General features: G+C 43.4%; 14 protein-coding genes and 1 riboswitch. Of the genes, 2 read left to right on the top strand and 12 right to left on the bottom strand.

What is annotated here, in order from left to right; genetic code table 11:
- Positions 1-353: 353 nt before the first annotated feature.
- Genes gcvPB through gcvT form a run of 3 tightly spaced genes read right to left on the bottom strand, consistent with a single transcriptional unit; the run spans position 354 to position 4,276 of the window.
- On the bottom strand, positions 354-1,820 hold the full coding sequence (gcvPB, locus tag JOC95_RS09620) for an aminomethyl-transferring glycine dehydrogenase subunit GcvPB (protein ID WP_204415604.1): 1,467 nt from the start codon (positions 1,818-1,820) through the stop codon (positions 354-356).
- Positions 1,813-3,162, bottom strand: coding sequence for an aminomethyl-transferring glycine dehydrogenase subunit GcvPA (gcvPA, locus tag JOC95_RS09625; protein WP_204415607.1), 1,350 nt, complete (start codon positions 3,160-3,162; stop codon positions 1,813-1,815). The genes gcvPB and gcvPA overlap by 8 nt, the downstream gene beginning before the upstream one ends.
- A gap of 19 nt (positions 3,163-3,181) precedes the next feature.
- Positions 3,182-4,276, bottom strand: coding sequence for a glycine cleavage system aminomethyltransferase GcvT (gene gcvT, locus JOC95_RS09630; protein ID WP_204415609.1), 1,095 nt, complete (start codon positions 4,274-4,276; stop codon positions 3,182-3,184).
- Between the two features lie 182 nt (positions 4,277-4,458).
- Positions 4,459-4,556: riboswitch (glycine riboswitch) on the bottom strand.
- Between the two features lie 279 nt (positions 4,557-4,835).
- Between gcvT and JOC95_RS09635 the strand changes: the two genes are divergently transcribed.
- Both JOC95_RS09635 and JOC95_RS09640 read left to right on the top strand, forming a co-directional pair.
- Positions 4,836-6,533 (top strand): DEAD/DEAH box helicase, encoded by a 1,698-nt coding sequence (locus JOC95_RS09635; RefSeq protein WP_204415611.1) that lies wholly within the window; start codon positions 4,836-4,838, stop codon positions 6,531-6,533.
- Positions 6,511-7,329 (top strand): YqhG family protein, encoded by an 819-nt coding sequence (locus JOC95_RS09640; protein ID WP_204415613.1) that lies wholly within the window; start codon positions 6,511-6,513, stop codon positions 7,327-7,329. Before JOC95_RS09635 ends, JOC95_RS09640 begins: the two co-directional genes overlap by 23 nt.
- Positions 7,330-7,421: 92 nt before the next feature.
- Here the strand turns inward: JOC95_RS09640 and JOC95_RS09645 are convergent, their stop codons facing one another.
- The 9 genes from JOC95_RS09645 to JOC95_RS09685 all read right to left on the bottom strand — a co-directional run bounded on the left by JOC95_RS09645 (position 7,422) and on the right by JOC95_RS09685 (position 15,971).
- Entirely contained in the window at positions 7,422-7,724 is a 303-nt protein-coding gene (locus JOC95_RS09645) for a DUF5658 family protein (protein ID WP_204415615.1), read from the bottom strand.
- Positions 7,725-7,940: 216 nt separating this feature from the next.
- Positions 7,941-8,987, bottom strand: a complete 1,047-nt coding sequence (locus JOC95_RS09650; protein WP_204415617.1) for a C45 family autoproteolytic acyltransferase/hydrolase — start codon at positions 8,985-8,987, stop codon at positions 7,941-7,943.
- A 3-nt stretch (positions 8,988-8,990) separates the two neighbouring features.
- Positions 8,991-9,857 (bottom strand): AraC family transcriptional regulator, encoded by an 867-nt coding sequence (locus JOC95_RS09655; protein WP_204415619.1) that lies wholly within the window; start codon positions 9,855-9,857, stop codon positions 8,991-8,993.
- Positions 9,858-9,935: 78 nt separating this feature from the next.
- Positions 9,936-10,139 carry a hypothetical protein gene (locus tag JOC95_RS09660; RefSeq protein ID WP_204415622.1) on the bottom strand — a complete coding sequence of 68 codons (204 nt, stop codon included), beginning with the start codon at positions 10,137-10,139 and terminating at the stop codon, positions 9,936-9,938.
- 52 nt (positions 10,140-10,191) lie between these two features.
- Complete coding sequence (locus JOC95_RS09665; RefSeq protein WP_204415624.1) at positions 10,192-10,659, bottom strand: GNAT family N-acetyltransferase; 468 nt, start codon at positions 10,657-10,659, stop codon at positions 10,192-10,194.
- Positions 10,660-10,934: 275 nt separating this feature from the next.
- Complete coding sequence (locus JOC95_RS09670; protein WP_204415626.1) at positions 10,935-12,161, bottom strand: aminopeptidase; 1,227 nt, start codon at positions 12,159-12,161, stop codon at positions 10,935-10,937.
- A gap of 92 nt (positions 12,162-12,253) precedes the next feature.
- A complete protein-coding gene (locus JOC95_RS09675) occupies positions 12,254-13,432 on the bottom strand; it encodes a Ger(x)C family spore germination protein (protein WP_204415628.1) in 1,179 nt (392 codons plus the stop codon).
- The gene (locus tag JOC95_RS09680; protein WP_204415630.1) at positions 13,429-14,892 is read right to left on the bottom strand and encodes a spore germination protein; all 1,464 of its coding nucleotides are present in this window, start codon (positions 14,890-14,892) and stop codon (positions 13,429-13,431) included. Before JOC95_RS09680 ends, JOC95_RS09675 begins: the two co-directional genes overlap by 4 nt.
- The gene (locus tag JOC95_RS09685) at positions 14,889-15,971 is read right to left on the bottom strand and encodes an endospore germination permease (RefSeq protein WP_204415632.1); all 1,083 of its coding nucleotides are present in this window, start codon (positions 15,969-15,971) and stop codon (positions 14,889-14,891) included. Before JOC95_RS09685 ends, JOC95_RS09680 begins: the two co-directional genes overlap by 4 nt.
- Between the last annotated feature and the right edge of the window lie 139 nt (positions 15,972-16,110).

Here is a 16,110-nt window from a genome sequence, read left to right on the forward strand (position 1 = left end):
CTCACCAGCTTGCTTTGACCGGAGTGAGGGTATCATTCAATGCTTTTGATTCCCTCACCAGCTTGCTTTGACCGGAGTGAGGGTATCATCCACGTTAATCTATCGAGTTTCCACCATAATCTAGCGACTTTCTCCATTAATCTAGCCGGAAGCCCGCTGAATCGATCCAGAGTGCGTATTAATCTGTCCAAAATCCTTCATAATCTATCCGCCGATCCGCTCGCTAATAACAATAAATTACAACACATCGTAAACCCTTTAATAATAAATAAAGCAGCGACCACGAAACGGCCGCTGCTTTATGGGACAAGGAATCTGTCCCTGCTATCTTACAAGGGGCAAGGCCCCATCGATTATGCTTCCTTCTGATAACGCAACACAGGCTTACGGGCCGCTAGCGTTTCATCCAATCTTTTGATCACGGTTGTGTGCGGTGCTTCTTGCACTACTTCCGGGTTCTCTTCGGCTTCGCGCGCGATCTGGATCATGGCATCGATGAAGGAATCCAATGTTTCTTTTGATTCCGTTTCGGTCGGTTCGATCATGATGCACTCCTCTACGTTCAATGGGAAGTAGATGGTCGGCGGGTGGTAGCCGAAGTCAAGCAGGCGTTTTGCGATGTCGAGTGTACGCACGCCGAGTTTCTTCTGACGCTTACCCGACAATACGAATTCATGCTTGCAATGTCTGTCAAACGGCAGGTCGAAATGCTCTGCCAAACGACGCATCATGTAGTTTGCATTTAAAACCGCGTATTCTGTAACAGCCTTCAAGCCATCCGGCCCCATGGAACGGATATACGTGTAGGCACGGACATTGATGCCGAAGTTTCCGTAGAACGGCTTCACGCGGCCGATGGAATCCGGGCGGTCGTAGTCGAAGCCGAAGCTTCCGTCTTCTTTTTTCACAACAAGCGGTTTTGGCAGGTAAGGAATCAAGTCCGCTTTCACTCCAACCGGACCTGAACCCGGGCCGCCGCCTCCATGTGGGCCAGTAAAGGTTTTGTGCAAGTTCAAGTGAACCACGTCAAAGCCCATGTCCCCAGGACGCGCTTTACTTAGTACGGCATTCAGGTTGGCTCCGTCATAATAGAGCTTTCCGCCTGCTTCGTGGACGATGTGCGCCATTTCCAGGATGTTCTCTTCAAACAGTCCAAGTGTGTTCGGGTTTGTCAGCATCAGTGCCGCTGTATCTTCCCCTACCACTCTGCGAAGGTCCTCAAGGTCTACCAATCCGTCCTCATTCGATTTAACAGTAATCGTTTCAAGACCTGCAACGGTTGCTGAAGCAGGGTTTGTACCGTGTGCAGAGTCTGGCACGATAACCTTTGTACGCTTTGTGTCATTGTTCGCTTCATGATAGGCACGGATCATCATCAATCCCGTCCACTCTCCGTGTGCGCCGGCAGCCGGTTGAAGGGTCACTTCATCCATACCAGTGATTTCGAACAGATGCTCCTGCAAATCATGCATCAATTCCAGCGCACCTTGCACCGTTGATTCGTCCTGCAGGGGATGGATATGGGAAAACCCAGGGAAACGCGCGACGTTTTCATTGATTTTCGGATTATATTTCATAGTACAAGATCCTAATGGATAAAATCCTGAATCCACCCCATGGTTACGGTTGCTCAGTGCAGTGTAGTGGCGCATGATATCAAGCTCTGAGACTTCCGGAAGCTCGGGTGCTTCTTCACGGATGAACTCTTTAGGGAACAGCTCGTTTAAGTCTACTTCTGGCACATCGTTTTCAGGCAGGCTGTAGCCGATGCGGCCTTCTCTGGAAAGTTCAAAAATAAGTGGTTGATTTTGCTTATTCATGGCTGCCATCCCCCAATTCCTTCACTAGTGTGTCGATTTCTTCTTTCGTACGCAATTCTGTCACGGCAATCAGCATATGGTTTTCAAGCTCAGGATAGTATGTGCCCAAGTCATAGCCGCCAATGATTCCTTTATCAAGCAGCTTACGGTTCACTTCTTTGATAGGAGTGGAAAGCTTCACGACAAACTCATTGAAGAATGGCCCGCTGAACGTAACTTCCAATCCTGCAGCTTCCATTGCGCGTTTTGCGTATTGAGCCTTTTGGATGTTCTGTACAGCCATTTCCTTGACGCCCTTTTTACCTAGGGCTGTCATCGCAACAGAAGCAGCCAGTGCGTTCAATGCCTGGTTTGAACAGATATTGGAAGTCGCTTTATCGCGTCGGATATGCTGTTCGCGCGCTTGAAGCGTCAGTACGAATCCGCGTTGCCCTTCTTCATCGACTGTCTGGCCTACTAATCTACCAGGAACCTTTCGCATCAATTTCGTTGTCACTGCAAAATAACCACAATGAGGTCCACCGAATTGAGTCGGGATCCCGAAAGGCTGTGCATCACCTGTTACGATATCCGCGCCAAATTTACCAGGAGGTGTCAACGCTCCAAGTGCCAATGGATTAGAAGAAACAAGGAACATCCCCTTACCGGAGTGTGCAAGCTTTTCGATCTCCTGCATCGGTTCGATCTGACCGAAGAAGTTTGGATATTGGACCATCACCGCTGCGATTTCATCCGACATCATTTCTTCGAGTGCTGCTACGTCAGTCACACCATTTTTAGTCGGGATTTCGACCACTTCGATGTATTGACCCTTTGCATAGGAGGTCACCACTGCCTCCGCTTCAGGATGAACGGCACCTGAGATCAGGACTTTCTTTTTCTTAGTATGTCCTGCAGCAAGCATTGCCGCTTCTGCAAAGGAAGTCGAACCGTCATACATGGAGGAGTTTGCAACATCCATGCCAGTGAGTTCGCAGATCATCGTCTGGAATTCAAAGATAGCCTGCAGCTCCCCTTGTGAAATTTCCGGCTGGTATGGCGTGTATGCCGTATAGAACTCGGAACGGGAGATGACATGATCCACGATGACCGGCATGTAATGGTCGTACACACCTGCCCCAAGAAAGGAAGCATGCTTTCTCAAGTCTTTGTTTTTCGCAGCCAATTCACTTAACTCACGCATTAATGCGGATTCGGATTTAGCTTGCTTGATTTTCAATTCCCCATCAAAACGTACACTTTCCGGGATATCTGAAAAAAGTTCATCTATGGAAGATACGCCAATTACGTTCATCATTTCTTGAATATCTTGGTCAGTCATCGGCAAATAACGATGTTTCATGTTGTAAGCCCCTCTCCACTCAGTTTTTTGGACGTTGATAAAATGGTGTTTTGACAACTTTGGCTTTTAGGCGCTTTTTACGGACCTGAACTTCCACTTCCGTCTCAAGCTCTGTGAATTCTTTGTTCAATAAGGCAAGACCAATGTTTTTCTTTAATGTAGGTGACTGGGTACCGGTCGTCACTTCCCCGATCTGTTCCTCTCCTACAAATACTTCATATCCATGACGCGGGATGCCTTTGTCTATCATTTCGATCCCCACAAGCTTGCGTGGTACGCCGTTTTCCTTCTGATCCTTCAATACTTCTTTTCCGAAGAAATCCTCTTCCTTGTTCACCTTCACGGCAAAGCCGATTCCAGCCTCTAGAGGGGTGATGTCCTTGGATAGCTCCTGGCCGTATAATGCAAGGTTTGCTTCAAAACGGAGTGTATCGCGTGCACCAAGTCCGCACGGTATCACGTTTTCATCCTTAAGGATCGCATTCCATAGCTCCACCGCATCTTCACTTGCACAGTAAATTTCAAAGCCATCTTCGCCGGTATATCCTGTGCGTGAAACCAAGGCAGGTATGCCGTTTATTTCTACATTTTCATTAAATTTAAAAAATTTGATTTGTGATAAGTCTGTACTTGTCAGTTTTTGAAGGGATTCCTCTGCCAACGGACCTTGGATCGCCAATTGTGCAATTGAATCCGAGACATTAGTCACAGTCACTTCTTCGGTCACTTTGCTTGTAAGCCAGTCAAAGTCCTTCTCGATATTGGAGGCATTGACCACCAGCAGATAATCCTCGTCAGCTTTCTTGTAGACAAGCAGATCATCGACTGTACCGCCGTTCTCATAGCACATGGCAGTATATTGTGCTCCGCCATCCTTCAGCTTGGAAACATCGTTGGTCATCATTTTTTGCAGATAAGGAAGGCTGTCTTTTCCTTTCACTTCGATTTCCCCCATATGGGAAACATCAAATAAGCCTGCTTTTGTACGTACCGCTTCATGCTCCTCTTTAATGCTCGAGAATTGCACCGGCAAATCCCAACCACCAAAGTCGATGGTTTTTGCACCATGATCTTTATAGACTTCAAACAACGGAGTTCTTTTTAATTCTGTCAAAATCTTCTCCTCCTCTACCCTGATAAAAGATTGTTAGCCTACTAAAAATGCTTTTTCCCAAAAAAAGGACAGAGAAACTCCTTTTATGTTAGAGTTCCTCTGTCCTTGGCACCTGAAAGTTTACCTTATGTAAGGCTTTCCCCTTTGGTGGTTCATCATAAGTTGAACGCTCTCCAGAGATGCGTCAAACAAGAGTCTTTTTGCCTGAGAGATTCACAAGATCCCTTGTTTGCTCCTTCGGCGCTGCCAAACTTCCGGCAGTCTCTCCCCTTGTTCTCATTCGCGAATATATAATTTTACTGGTAATTGGTAACAATAAAAGAAAGATTGAATGCCAGCTTTCTTCATCACCATTTTTTTAGGTAAATCAACCTTTCAAAGCTCACTATTATCCTACCATTAGAGAAAGCTTTCTGGCAATACAAAAACATGGTTCATTATTATTTTTATATAGCTAATTGTTCGTCTTTCATTACTTAGATTATCAAAATTTGCTAATGAAAACGTTGCCTATTTTTCAACCACTAAAAATTGGATAATTCAGAAAGGATGCTCATGCATGAATGTAGAGATATTATTTGACAAGAGTTGGCAGGAAGAGCTGTTAAAACGGATGGATGACGACGGTCCATGGGCGAATTATGAATTATTTAAGTTGGCACTGGAAGTGGAAAATCATCTTGGCATCCCTGAGTTCGAAGGGTTGCTTGCCCCTTCCCACCTGCCGCAACTGACGCCGCTTCCCCATCAGCTTGAGGTGGCACGCAATGTGGTGGAAGAGATGAACGGGAAAGCGATACTTGCTGACGAAGTGGGACTCGGAAAAACGATTGAAGCAGGGCTGATCCTGAAAGAATACATGATCCGCGGACTGGTCAAGAAGGTCTTGATCCTTGTACCGGCATCCCTTGTCTCCCAATGGTCGATGGAACTCTATCAAAAGTTCTACATACCGGCGATAGCCCAAAAGAAAAGCTATGTTTGGGAGCAGTGCGATGTGGTCGTATCTTCAATCGATACTGCAAAACGCAGCCCGCACCGTGAAATCATCAACAGCCTTGAATACGATATGGTCATCATTGATGAAGCTCATAAACTGAAAAATAACAAAACGAAAAACTATGAATTTGTCCAGAATCTGAAAAAGAAATTCTGTCTCCTGCTTACTGCCACACCGATCCAAAACAAAGTGGAAGAAATTTTCAATCTCGTTTCGCTCTTGAAACCCGGACATCTCGGGAGCCTCAGCAATTTTGAGGAAGTATTCCGGGCTAAGGACCGGAAGCTTGAAAACGATGAATACCTGAAGGAGCTTGTCAATAAAGTGATGATCCGGAATCGTCGCGGCGATACAGGGATAGAATGGCCAAAACGGGTGGTGGAGTCTTGTATCATCGAATTTTCCGAGGAGGAACAGAACCTCTACGATTCCATCAACCGATTGCGTCACGATCCTAGTGTAGCCATCACAAGCCAGTTTTCGATCATGACCTTACAGCGGGAGGCATGCAGCAGCAGGGAAGCGGTCTACTATACGGTCAAAAATATGATTGAAAGGAAACAGCAGGAAAACCCGGATTATATCCCGTCCCCTGGCTTGCTGGATATCTTCCAAAAAATCGACCTTGTCACGAGGAATTCCAAAGCCGAAAAAGTGTTGGAGCTTATCCGGAAGGTCAATGACAAGGTCATCATTTTCACGGAATATCGAGCCACCCAGATGTATCTGCAATGGTTTTTGAAACAGAACGGGATCACGTCGGTTCCCTTCCGTGGAGGCTTTAAAAGAGGTAAAAAGGATTGGATGAAGGAACTCTTCAAAAATCACACTCAGGTGCTGATTGCAACAGAAGCAGGTGGCGAAGGGATAAACCTGCAATTCTGCAACAATATCATCAACTATGACCTCCCTTGGAATCCGATGAGGCTTGAGCAGCGAATCGGGCGTATCCATCGCCTCGGGCAGGAGCGTGACGTGCATATCTATAATTTCGCGACTCAACATACAGTCGAAGAACATATCCTGAAATTGTTGTATGAAAAAATCAATCTATTCGAACGGGTGATCGGGGAGCTGGATGATATCCTCACCAAGCTTGAAATCAAGAATCTGGAGGAGCATATCCAGGATATCATGCTACATTCCAAGTCTGAGGGTGAAATGAAGATCAAGATGGAGAATCTGTCTTCTGTCATAGAGTTTGCAGATAGTATGAGAAAAGAGGAGGAGCCACATGCAGCAGCAGGAAATTCATAGGTTTCTGGAACGTTATTTCAATGCAAATGGCTGTAATATCATTGAAAACACCAATAGCCACCTGGCAGTACAGCTTACGATCGATATGGATAAGGAGCTGATGAACAGGCCCTTTTACTGGCACTATCTCGAGAAAACCGGCGGTGTCCCAAATCCAATGAAGCTCACACTGATTACGGACAACAATGAAGCACCAGATGACCTGAAAGGAGACAACGTCCATTTTGGTTCACCTAGGCTGCATCAAATTTTCGAGTCGACCAAGAGTCTGGCTGGGTATATCCGGTTATACGAAGATGTCAGGGTCCCCCCTAGCACGAGCCATCTTCCCCTTCACCCATGGCTGAACGTAAATGTGAAAATCAGCTATCAATGTGATCGCAAAAAAGATGTCATTAAATCGCTCGGCATCCATCTTATCTCAGGGAGTATCGTGGAGGGATTCCAGGACTTGCTGAATCGGACACAGGTCACGCCGAAGATACCAGACTTCTGTTTTACGATGAGCCCCATCATAAAGCCTGTGAGCGGATTATCCAGACTCGAGCACTATGTACAGGGATTCATTGCGAGTGAGGATCACGAATGGGCTGAAGAGGCACGAAAGCGCTGGGACGAGGACCTTCAACTATTAAATCATTTCTACGAGGACGAAGAGGAAAAGCCAGATTCCTATGAAACCGAAAAAAAAGCGCTCCAGGAGCAATACGAACCGAAGATACACGTATCCATCATCAACGGAGGTTTGTTCTATTTGACCCCGTCCTTCATGGACAAAATAAAGAATGGCAGGTAGCGACATACCTGCCATTTCTGTGGGGCGGATGACAAAATAGCCGATGAGCTGAGTTTTCTTCAATGCTATGTATTTTGCACCTAACTTTAATATTAAGCCAAATAGTGAAAGATCCACATCATATGGATGCCGGCAATCATGCAGTAGCCTGCGAGTGCTGCAAAGCTCAGGTATTTTACCAATAAGGATTTTATGGGCTTTCTGTATATTATGAGAAAAATCAGCATCATGGAGAAAATGCCTTTCACCATGAGAAAGAGATAGGGGTCCCTTTGATAAAGGCTTGACATGACGGGGTTTGCCTCTTCTATCAGGTTCAGCCTTAAGCCAAAAAAAGTCGCCAAGGCATCAAAAAGGTTCAGGACGACCAATAGAAAAAAAATCCGCTTCATCATATCACACCTCACTTGTTCTCTCTTAAGAACATTATAAATGGTTATAACAGATATTTACAACCATTTTGTTCTTTATAGGAAACAAAAAGATCATCGACTACTCTTATATTGTCCTGTTTATAAATAGAAACACGAGCTTTGACAACAGAGGGAGTTTGTTAAGTGAAGTGATAATAAAAAAAGTGGACCTCCACAACCAGGAGGTCCACTGTTACTTTAAGATTCTGATGCATTTTCTTCTATCATCCCATAAAGCTGCTTTCTATCAATATTTGTACCTCGTACCCAATCACCAAAATCTATATCCAAAGCATCGTTGCTCTGTGCAACAGAGGTGATCAATCTTTTATTGCTCCAGGAATAAGAAAAGGTGTGCAACGTTCCAAACAAGTCTGAATAGTCTTTGAAGAATAACGGGCTATTCCTATTCGCGAAATACGCGGCCATGTCTTCATGGCTCATCCCTTTTTTTTGAAGGCGATGCATTTCCAGATCACGCTTTTTCGAACCGTCCAGCTGAGGACGATTTTTCTCGGAGAGGTCATCATGCTGGAAATGATTCACGCATGTTAAATACTCCTCATCGGTCCTTACCAACACTCTCTCCGGCCCTGCCTCCACAACAGCCAGGTTACCAGATCCATCACTTATGGAAAAATTGTAGCAAGCTGCATGTGGTATCTCTTTCAAGAGATGCACCGCTTCTTCCAACGAAGAGCAGGTATCAAGCACAATCCGTAAGGACGACCACGCACAAAGGCCTTTTGTATGACCCTCATTGCTGACAAAATGAAGACCTGCAACCAGGCCGTGCTCATTAACTCCATCATGCCTGCCGATAGCCTGGAGATTATAACCAGCCGAGGAGTAGCTTCCCTTTGCTTGTATCATGCTGAAGATACCATCATAAAGAATAGAGGAAAAATCATAATTCCGTACATAATAGTCTTTTGTCAGTATTGCTGAACAGCCCATCGCATCGACTTTCGGCAAATCATAACCGCTCAGCAGTGCAGCTGCTTTTTCGAACGATAGATTCAACGCTTCGGCAAGGCCTTGAAGTTCTTCTAAAAGATGAGGGGCATATGCTGAAAATATATCTTGCATCGAAAATATATCTATCTCCGGCTTCACCATTCCGCCAAGAGCAGTTAAAACGGGTTTCCCCTTTAATATTAATCCAGTTTTGTAGCCAACCTGAAAGGAGGTGTCCCTCAGCTCCAATACATCCACTATGAAGGGGCTTGTAGTTTCTTGACCCATCCTCTACTTCACTGGTATCCATATTTCAGAATAAAGGTCAGGACTTGATGGATCTTCCGCTGTGTACAATTCAAATTCCGGAGTGCCGGCATGCTCATAGCGGTTCGATGGGAACCATTCGCTATAGATCTGTTTCCACGCATTTTGCATAGCAACAGGCATCGGTCCATGCACTTCGAACACGACCCACTTGGATGCCGGGATCTCCATGCTTTCCATGCCACTTGGCACTTCCCCGTCGAAAGACGCCGCTACCCAATAATCCATCACCTTGTTTCTTCGCTTTTCTTCACTCGAACCATCACAGACTCCAAGGACCCCCTTTACAACCCCATCATTCAATTCAAAAAGGCGGTCACATGTTCCGTTCCCATTCACTTCATCCCACAGCTTTGGGATGCCTTTCTGGTTTTCTTCTCCAATACAAGAAAACTCTCTTTTTACTCCAACAATACGAAATGCTTCTTTTTCCACTACACTATACTTCATCGGTTCTGCCCCTTTCAATGTCACCTGAATCACCAGGCGGTTATAAGATTGCAGCTTTCCAGTTCGCTTCCGTATATCGCTTGGTGTCGCACCATGCTGTCTGCGGAAAGCTTTCGTAAAAGCCTCGGGGGTATCGTAGCCGTACTTATAGGCAAGATCGATCACTCTTTGATCTGTGGTCAGAAGCTCCTTTCCCGCCAGTGTCAATCTTCTGCGCCGAAGGTACTCCCCCACTGACGTATCAGTAAGAATGGTAAAGCTCCGCTGAAAATGAAAGACAGATATATTCGCTTCCTTCGCAATATCTTCAATAGTAATATCTTCAAGCAAATGTTCTTCCATATACTCAATGGCACTTTGGATCGAATCTACCCATGTCATCACCCTTACCCTCCTTATCTACATATTAAATCTTCCTTATGTATCCTTCCTGTCATTCTCTGCTCATTTATGACAGGTTTACCTTTTGGCGGCTTCTTTTATTTTCTTATTGCGGACGATACTGTACACCCCAAATGAAAATAGTACAATCGTCAAGAGGGTAAATGTAATCCCGGGACCGAGATTATTCAATTGAATATTATCAATGGCAAACAATAACATTGCCATGGCATTGATGAATAATGCCAGGATGATCATTATATGTATTTTTTTCTTTGGCATCCATTAAACTCCTCCATTTGTATTTTGTTTGTTAATCCAGGATAGCACGAAATTATCTCATTTTTTTTAACTCCAACCTGGCAAGCTGCTCTCCCCACGGGGCCATTTCTGTTTCCACAAAGCCCCCTTTTAAATAAATGCCCTTGGCAATATGGTTTTCAGGGTGGAAGCCAAGTATGATGCACGGGATATCCTTGTCATTATTCGCCTTTATATCTTCAACGATCAATTGCAGTGCCAGCTTTCCGAATCCTCGTCCCTGTTCCCCCTTATCCACCATCAATCGGTAAATCCAGTAGTTCCCGTCATCGGGATCTATGCCATACATGGCAAACCCGATCATCCTATCCTCTTCTTCCGAGTAGATTCCCATTGCCTTGAAGTCTTTCAAAAATTGATATTGCGCAAGCGAGTAAACGTTGGAAGCAACGTATTCCTCCTGCTCCGCGCCGACCTTCAGGTTGATCGCTTCTTTCCAGTTTGATTCATCTATTTTGCGAAGTTTGATGGCATTCCCCATATTTTAGCCTCTTTCTAAGAAATATTTTAACTTATACTTATTCTACTGAATGTATGTCAATCCCTTTCCTCTTAGCAAAATTCAGTGGCTTGGCATGAACTTTGGGCAGTTTGGCACGAACTTGCCACCGTTTGGCACGAACTCGATCCAGTTCGGCATCAACTCTACCTTGTTCCGCACGAACTCGCGGAGCTTCCCGAATCAATCTATAAAAAAACAGCACTCATAACATAAAAAATGGGATTCCTCCTTCGGAATCCCACTTTTTTGCTCGATCAAATCGCCCATTCACCATTTTCAAGTACAAGTACCATTGATCCATCAGCCTTTTCTCCATGAATCGTCAATTCACCGGATCCGATCATGAAATCGACGTGAACCATGCTCGTATTCACACCTTTTGCTTCTAGCTGCTCCTTCGTCAAGGATGCCCCACCTTCTATGCAAATCGGATAGGCAGACCCAAGCGCAAGATGACAGGATGCATTTTCATCAAATAGGGTATTGTAGAAAATCACGTCCTGTTTTGAAACAGGGGAACTATGGGGCACAAGGGCCACTTCTCCAAGGTATCGTGCACCCTCATCTGTTTCAAGAAGCTTTTTCAGTACCTCATTGCCTTCTTTGGCAGTGAACTCGACAATTTCCCCATCTTTAAAAGTGAGCGTAAAGTCTTCCACTAGGTTTCCATTCAGATTCAAAGGCTTTGTCGAGGAGACTACGCCATTTACGCCAGTTTTTACCGGCAGCGTAAAGACTTCCTCTGTCGGCAGGTTCGGCACAAAATATGTCCCGCTATCGTTATTCATACCTCCGCCAAGCCATACCTGCTCTTTTGGCAGCTCGATTGTCAGGTCTGTTCCCGGTCCTTTGTAGTGAAGCTTGTCAAACTTCACGGTATTCAGGGTCGCAAGTTTGTCCTGCAATGATTTAATATGTGTTTCCCATGCACCGACAGGGTCTTCTTCATTGATTCTTGTTACAGCAAAAATGTTCTCCCAGAGGCGTGCAACCTGTTCTTCCGCTGAAAAACCCGGATACAGCTTGGCTGCCCATTCGATTGATGGTACGGATACAACCGCCCAACTCACCTTTGCCGTCTGGATATAGGTACGATACTTCTGAAGAGCCTGCGCCTGGGCCTTGTTTGCAATGGAAACACGCTCTGGATCCACCGCTTTAAGAAGATCAGGATTGGATGCGACAACGGTCAAAAATGCCGCTCCATCTTCCGCCATCTTTTCACGACCCTGCACGATCCAGTCCTGGACATCTTTCAGTGTTTCTTCTGAAGCCAATTCAAACTTAATTTTTGTAAGCTCCTCGTCATTCCAATCTGTATGTACAAACTTCGCACCTAACCTGTAAGCAATCTTCGCCACTTCACGCACAAAGGGAGCAGCTGAAATAGGGGCATTGATGACTAGTCCCTGATTTTCCTGCAGGTTTATTCCAACTTTCACTGCCAATTCTGCATACTTAGTTAATTTTTCTTGTAGCACCGGTTTTTCCCTCCTATTTACGAATGGTCTAATTGTATCATAGGTTGGAATTCCAAGGTGAAAAATGTAAAAGCTGGTTGATGGGCTCTATACTATTCCATATCTTCAATTTTTATTGTACGGTTTTTTATCGCACCGGTATGCAGGAGAGTAATATCCAATTTTACGTCATTTAATAAATCTTCCTTTAAGAAATCAGATCCACTGCTAGAGGCCAAATTCTTCCACGTCTTATGTTTCTTCCGGTACAAAATATGTTCTAATCGAAGAAAATCCGTCCCTGTCTCAACTCCCAAATTAAATAAATCTCTAATCTCTTTTTTTATTGCATCTCGGACGTGGACTTCCATTTCATTAAGATTAGTAATATTATTTTCGTCACGGTCCGCCATGACCCCTTTTATTCTCAGATGAACATTAAATTGGGTGTTTCCAGTACTTTTTTCCGTTAATGGTTCTATTTCCACGTCATTCTCTTCAAATACTATATTGAAGTCAGGTATATCCTTTTCATCATAAATTTGAATTCCTGCTCTTTCCGTTTCTTTGGAAACCCATCTTAAACCTTTTAGATCAGTCAAGGAATAGTAGCCTTTATATTCTTTATTCTTCATAAAGAAAGCACCATCTATCTCGAGTTTCGCATCCGCTTTCAAATTGTTTACCCAGTCATGCTTGTTTATACTCACTGATGGTAGGTAGGTGGTAAGGGCAGGTTCAAATAGTTCCCTAGCAAATTGTTGAAGCTTCAAAGGCCTAATGGAGGAGTTCTGTTCAAAGGTACCTATTGGTTGATGAATTATTGTCTCTAAAGCAGTTTGATCAAAGAAGCTTGTTGTGGAGAACACTTCTTTGATTGGATCATTGGTACCAAATATCCAAGTTGTTAAACGAAGCTCATAGTACCTTGTTAAGACGTCAAAAATATGATGAAAGCCTTCTTTCAGGGCTGCATCACTCACTAGGATTGTATTGACATGAGCCCATATTAGCTTCTGTTGTGCAGTGTTGTATACCTCGGAAAGTGCTTCATCGAAAGTTTCCCCTTTTGTTTCCGAAACCCAGACAGAAGGTTTACCACCCCCATTTTTGGCCTCCGATTGAAAGCTGATCAATTGAATGTATCCAACATATTCATCATCTTTAAAATCCACCCCTATTGCTGTTACATAACTCATTTTTTGTATTTCTTTTATATCTGAGCAGCTCACAAGGATTAATAACAGGAGAATAACCATTGTGCATTTATAAAACTTTTTTTGAAACTTCATTCCTTTTCGCTCTCTTTCTCGATCATCGGTGCTGTGAATTTACGGTTGATAAATGGATTTACTATTAATGCTGAAAGGAATTCTTTGAAACTCAGCTTGGAAACGGGCTCCAGATACCCAACCTTAAAGGACTCCAACCGAGCCATATAAAATAACACACTAAACAGCCCGATAAATACCCCGTAAATTCCTAAAAAAACACTTAATAGCATAATGTATATCCTTAATATACTCACTGTACCAGTTAAAGATTGATTCACAAGTGTGAAGGTGGCAACAGCTGTAAGTGCCACGACTACAATCATTGTTGCTGAGGCTAGACCTGCACGTATTGCTGCATCCCCTATGATGAGTCCACCTACTATAGCCACTGTCTGTCCGACTGCCTTTGGCATGCGGATTCCCGCTTCTCTTAGCAGCTCAAAGAGCCCCAAAATGAAGAATGCCTCCAGTGCTAAAGGAAAAGGCAGACCTTTTCTGGATGCAGCAACTGTATTTAATAAGAGAAAGGGAAGTTGGTCGATATTTACAGCTGATATTGCAATCCAGAATCCAGGAAGCATTACTGCTATCGTAAATCCGATAATACGAAAAAAACGTTGGAAAGCGACAGTGTGATATGGATAATGAATATCCTCCGGTGACTTTAAAAGTACAAAAACATTATTTGGACCGATAAGAACCATTGGTGAACCATCTACAATAATAATAAACCTTCCTCTTAATAAACATTCGGCAGCAAAGTCGGGGCGACCTATATAGTCAAATAAAGGAAATAAAGAAAATGTCCTATTGCATAACCATTGCTCCAATTGTCCGCTGCTTATCACACTTTCCGTTTTTAATTTTTCTAGACGACTCCGCACCTCACTCAGCATTTCTTTGTTCACTTTATGATCAATATACATCAATGAAACATTTGTTTTGCTCAATGTTCCCAACACAAAATGTTCATTGTGCAACTCAGATGATTTCAGTCTTTTCCTGATAAGTGAAACATTGATATTTATTTCTTCTGTAAACCCATCCTTTGGTCCTTTGATGGATACCTCCGTATTCGACTCGGAAGGCTCTCTTTGCGGAATTTTGGATAGTTCAAAACCATGGAAGTAAGGCTGTCCTTCCTGATAGAAAATTAGGTAGCCCGAAAAAACTTTATCAACCAGGTCACTGAAGGAGAATATTTTATCTATTGGCGGAAAGTCCTTTGCCCCAAACGAACTGTCTCCCTTATTCAAGTATTCAAGAATAGAATGGAAATAATCATTAACCTGATTGATTTCTATCATTCCAGCACAGTAAAAGGAAGAAATTCCACCATACTTTTCATCCAAAGGCAAGAAATGTACATCTGCATGATTTTTGAAAAAGGCTTCAATGCTTTTACTGGTCAGCAATTGCTTCTTTAATTTCTCATCTAATTTCTCCAGATTGGCTTCATCTTGTTTTTGGACATTCATATACTCTTCGTCCCCTTCACCTTTTGAGGTATAAAACCGATAACAACCAATATGCAAGTAAGAAACACTCCGATTGAGAGTAATGCTGGATAAAAATACTTTCCAATAGCTGTTTGCATCCAAATATCACTTATAGGCAACACTCCAGCCAAAAATAATATGGAAGCAGAAGTCCAAAACACCGACATCTTGAACACCTTATTTTTCATCCCTATATCTTTAAGAAAGTACAAACATAACGCCACCCTTATTACCGCACCAGATATCAGTTGAAAAACCGCCAAAAAGTCCAAATGCGAGACATGTTCTCCCAATTCTACTAAACGCCATTGTTCAAAGGCTGGGAAACGTAGAACAGATGCCACATTAGGGCCAAATGCAGAAATAGAACCGAGTGCAGGCCCAAGAACAAGTCCAAGCAAGATGGTGACCAATAGAAGAATATGCCACCACGCAAATTGTTTATTGATATACGGTTGTAACAATAAAAGCAGCAGAATATCGACACTCCCGCCTAAAACGATAATTACACCTTTTATGATTGGGGTACCGCCACTGACCAACACTGGAAAAATATACGAATAGTCTTTATTAAACATAGTTGAAAAAGCCACAAAATAACCAAGAAGCCAAACAATGGGCAAAAGGAAAGTGGAACTATAGACAATGGTCTTTAAATTGGAGCTTGCCCCCCACACACATAAAAGCAAAAATGGCAGTACCACGATCCATTGCGGAGTTAATGGCAAGAAATATATTTTGATAGAAGTGATGAAGTCATAAAAAGAAATGAAGGCAATTAATAGAATGTGGATGAAAAAGACAATCATAATCATACCCGAGATAACTTTACCTGTTTTCAAAGATATCCATGCCGCAAGCTTCATATTTTGTTTATTTTTTGACATGACCAAATAAAGGATGGATCCCCACAACAGCAGGATAAAGTAACCTATTAACACACATACCCAAGCATCGCGCTTTGCTACATAGAGAAGGTGCGGCAACATCAGAACATGATTGGATATCCCAATAAACAAAATCACGACAAAGGATATCTGCAAGCGAGAAAATATCATGGCTGTCCCTTCCCTCTTTTTTAATGGTAGTATTTAGTAGTATTAGTGGAAACGGCTAAATTATTCAGTTACGTAACGTGTAACATGAAACGATTCACTCCTTCCTTACCGTCCCCCTCACTTTTTCTCCACTGGCACG

The sequence above is a fragment of the Sutcliffiella tianshenii genome (assembly GCF_016908565.1).
Taxonomy (GTDB): domain Bacteria; phylum Bacillota; class Bacilli; order Bacillales; family Bacillaceae_I; genus Sutcliffiella_A; species Sutcliffiella_A tianshenii.

Coding starts and splice junctions, on each gene's coding strand:
- JOC95_RS09665 (WP_204415624.1), bottom strand. CDS start 10,659: ATGGGGAATGCCATCAAACTTCGCAAAATAGATGAATCAAACTGGAAA.
- JOC95_RS09645 (WP_204415615.1), bottom strand. CDS start 7,724: ATGATGAAGCGGATTTTTTTTCTATTGGTCGTCCTGAACCTTTTTGAT.
- JOC95_RS09650 (WP_204415617.1), bottom strand. CDS start 8,987: ATGGGTCAAGAAACTACAAGCCCCTTCATAGTGGATGTATTGGAGCTG.
- gcvPA (WP_204415607.1), bottom strand. CDS start 3,162: ATGAAACATCGTTATTTGCCGATGACTGACCAAGATATTCAAGAAATG.
- JOC95_RS09640 (WP_204415613.1), top strand. CDS start 6,511: ATGCAGCAGCAGGAAATTCATAGGTTTCTGGAACGTTATTTCAATGCA.
- gcvPB (WP_204415604.1), bottom strand. CDS start 1,820: ATGAATAAGCAAAATCAACCACTTATTTTTGAACTTTCCAGAGAAGGC.
- JOC95_RS09660 (WP_204415622.1), bottom strand. CDS start 10,139: ATGCCAAAGAAAAAAATACATATAATGATCATCCTGGCATTATTCATC.
- JOC95_RS09685 (WP_204415632.1), bottom strand. CDS start 15,971: ATGATATTTTCTCGCTTGCAGATATCCTTTGTCGTGATTTTGTTTATT.
- JOC95_RS09655 (WP_204415619.1), bottom strand. CDS start 9,857: ATGACATGGGTAGATTCGATCCAAAGTGCCATTGAGTATATGGAAGAA.
- JOC95_RS09680 (WP_204415630.1), bottom strand. CDS start 14,892: ATGAATGTCCAAAAACAAGATGAAGCCAATCTGGAGAAATTAGATGAG.
- JOC95_RS09635 (WP_204415611.1), top strand. CDS start 4,836: ATGAATGTAGAGATATTATTTGACAAGAGTTGGCAGGAAGAGCTGTTA.
- JOC95_RS09675 (WP_204415628.1), bottom strand. CDS start 13,432: ATGAAGTTTCAAAAAAAGTTTTATAAATGCACAATGGTTATTCTCCTG.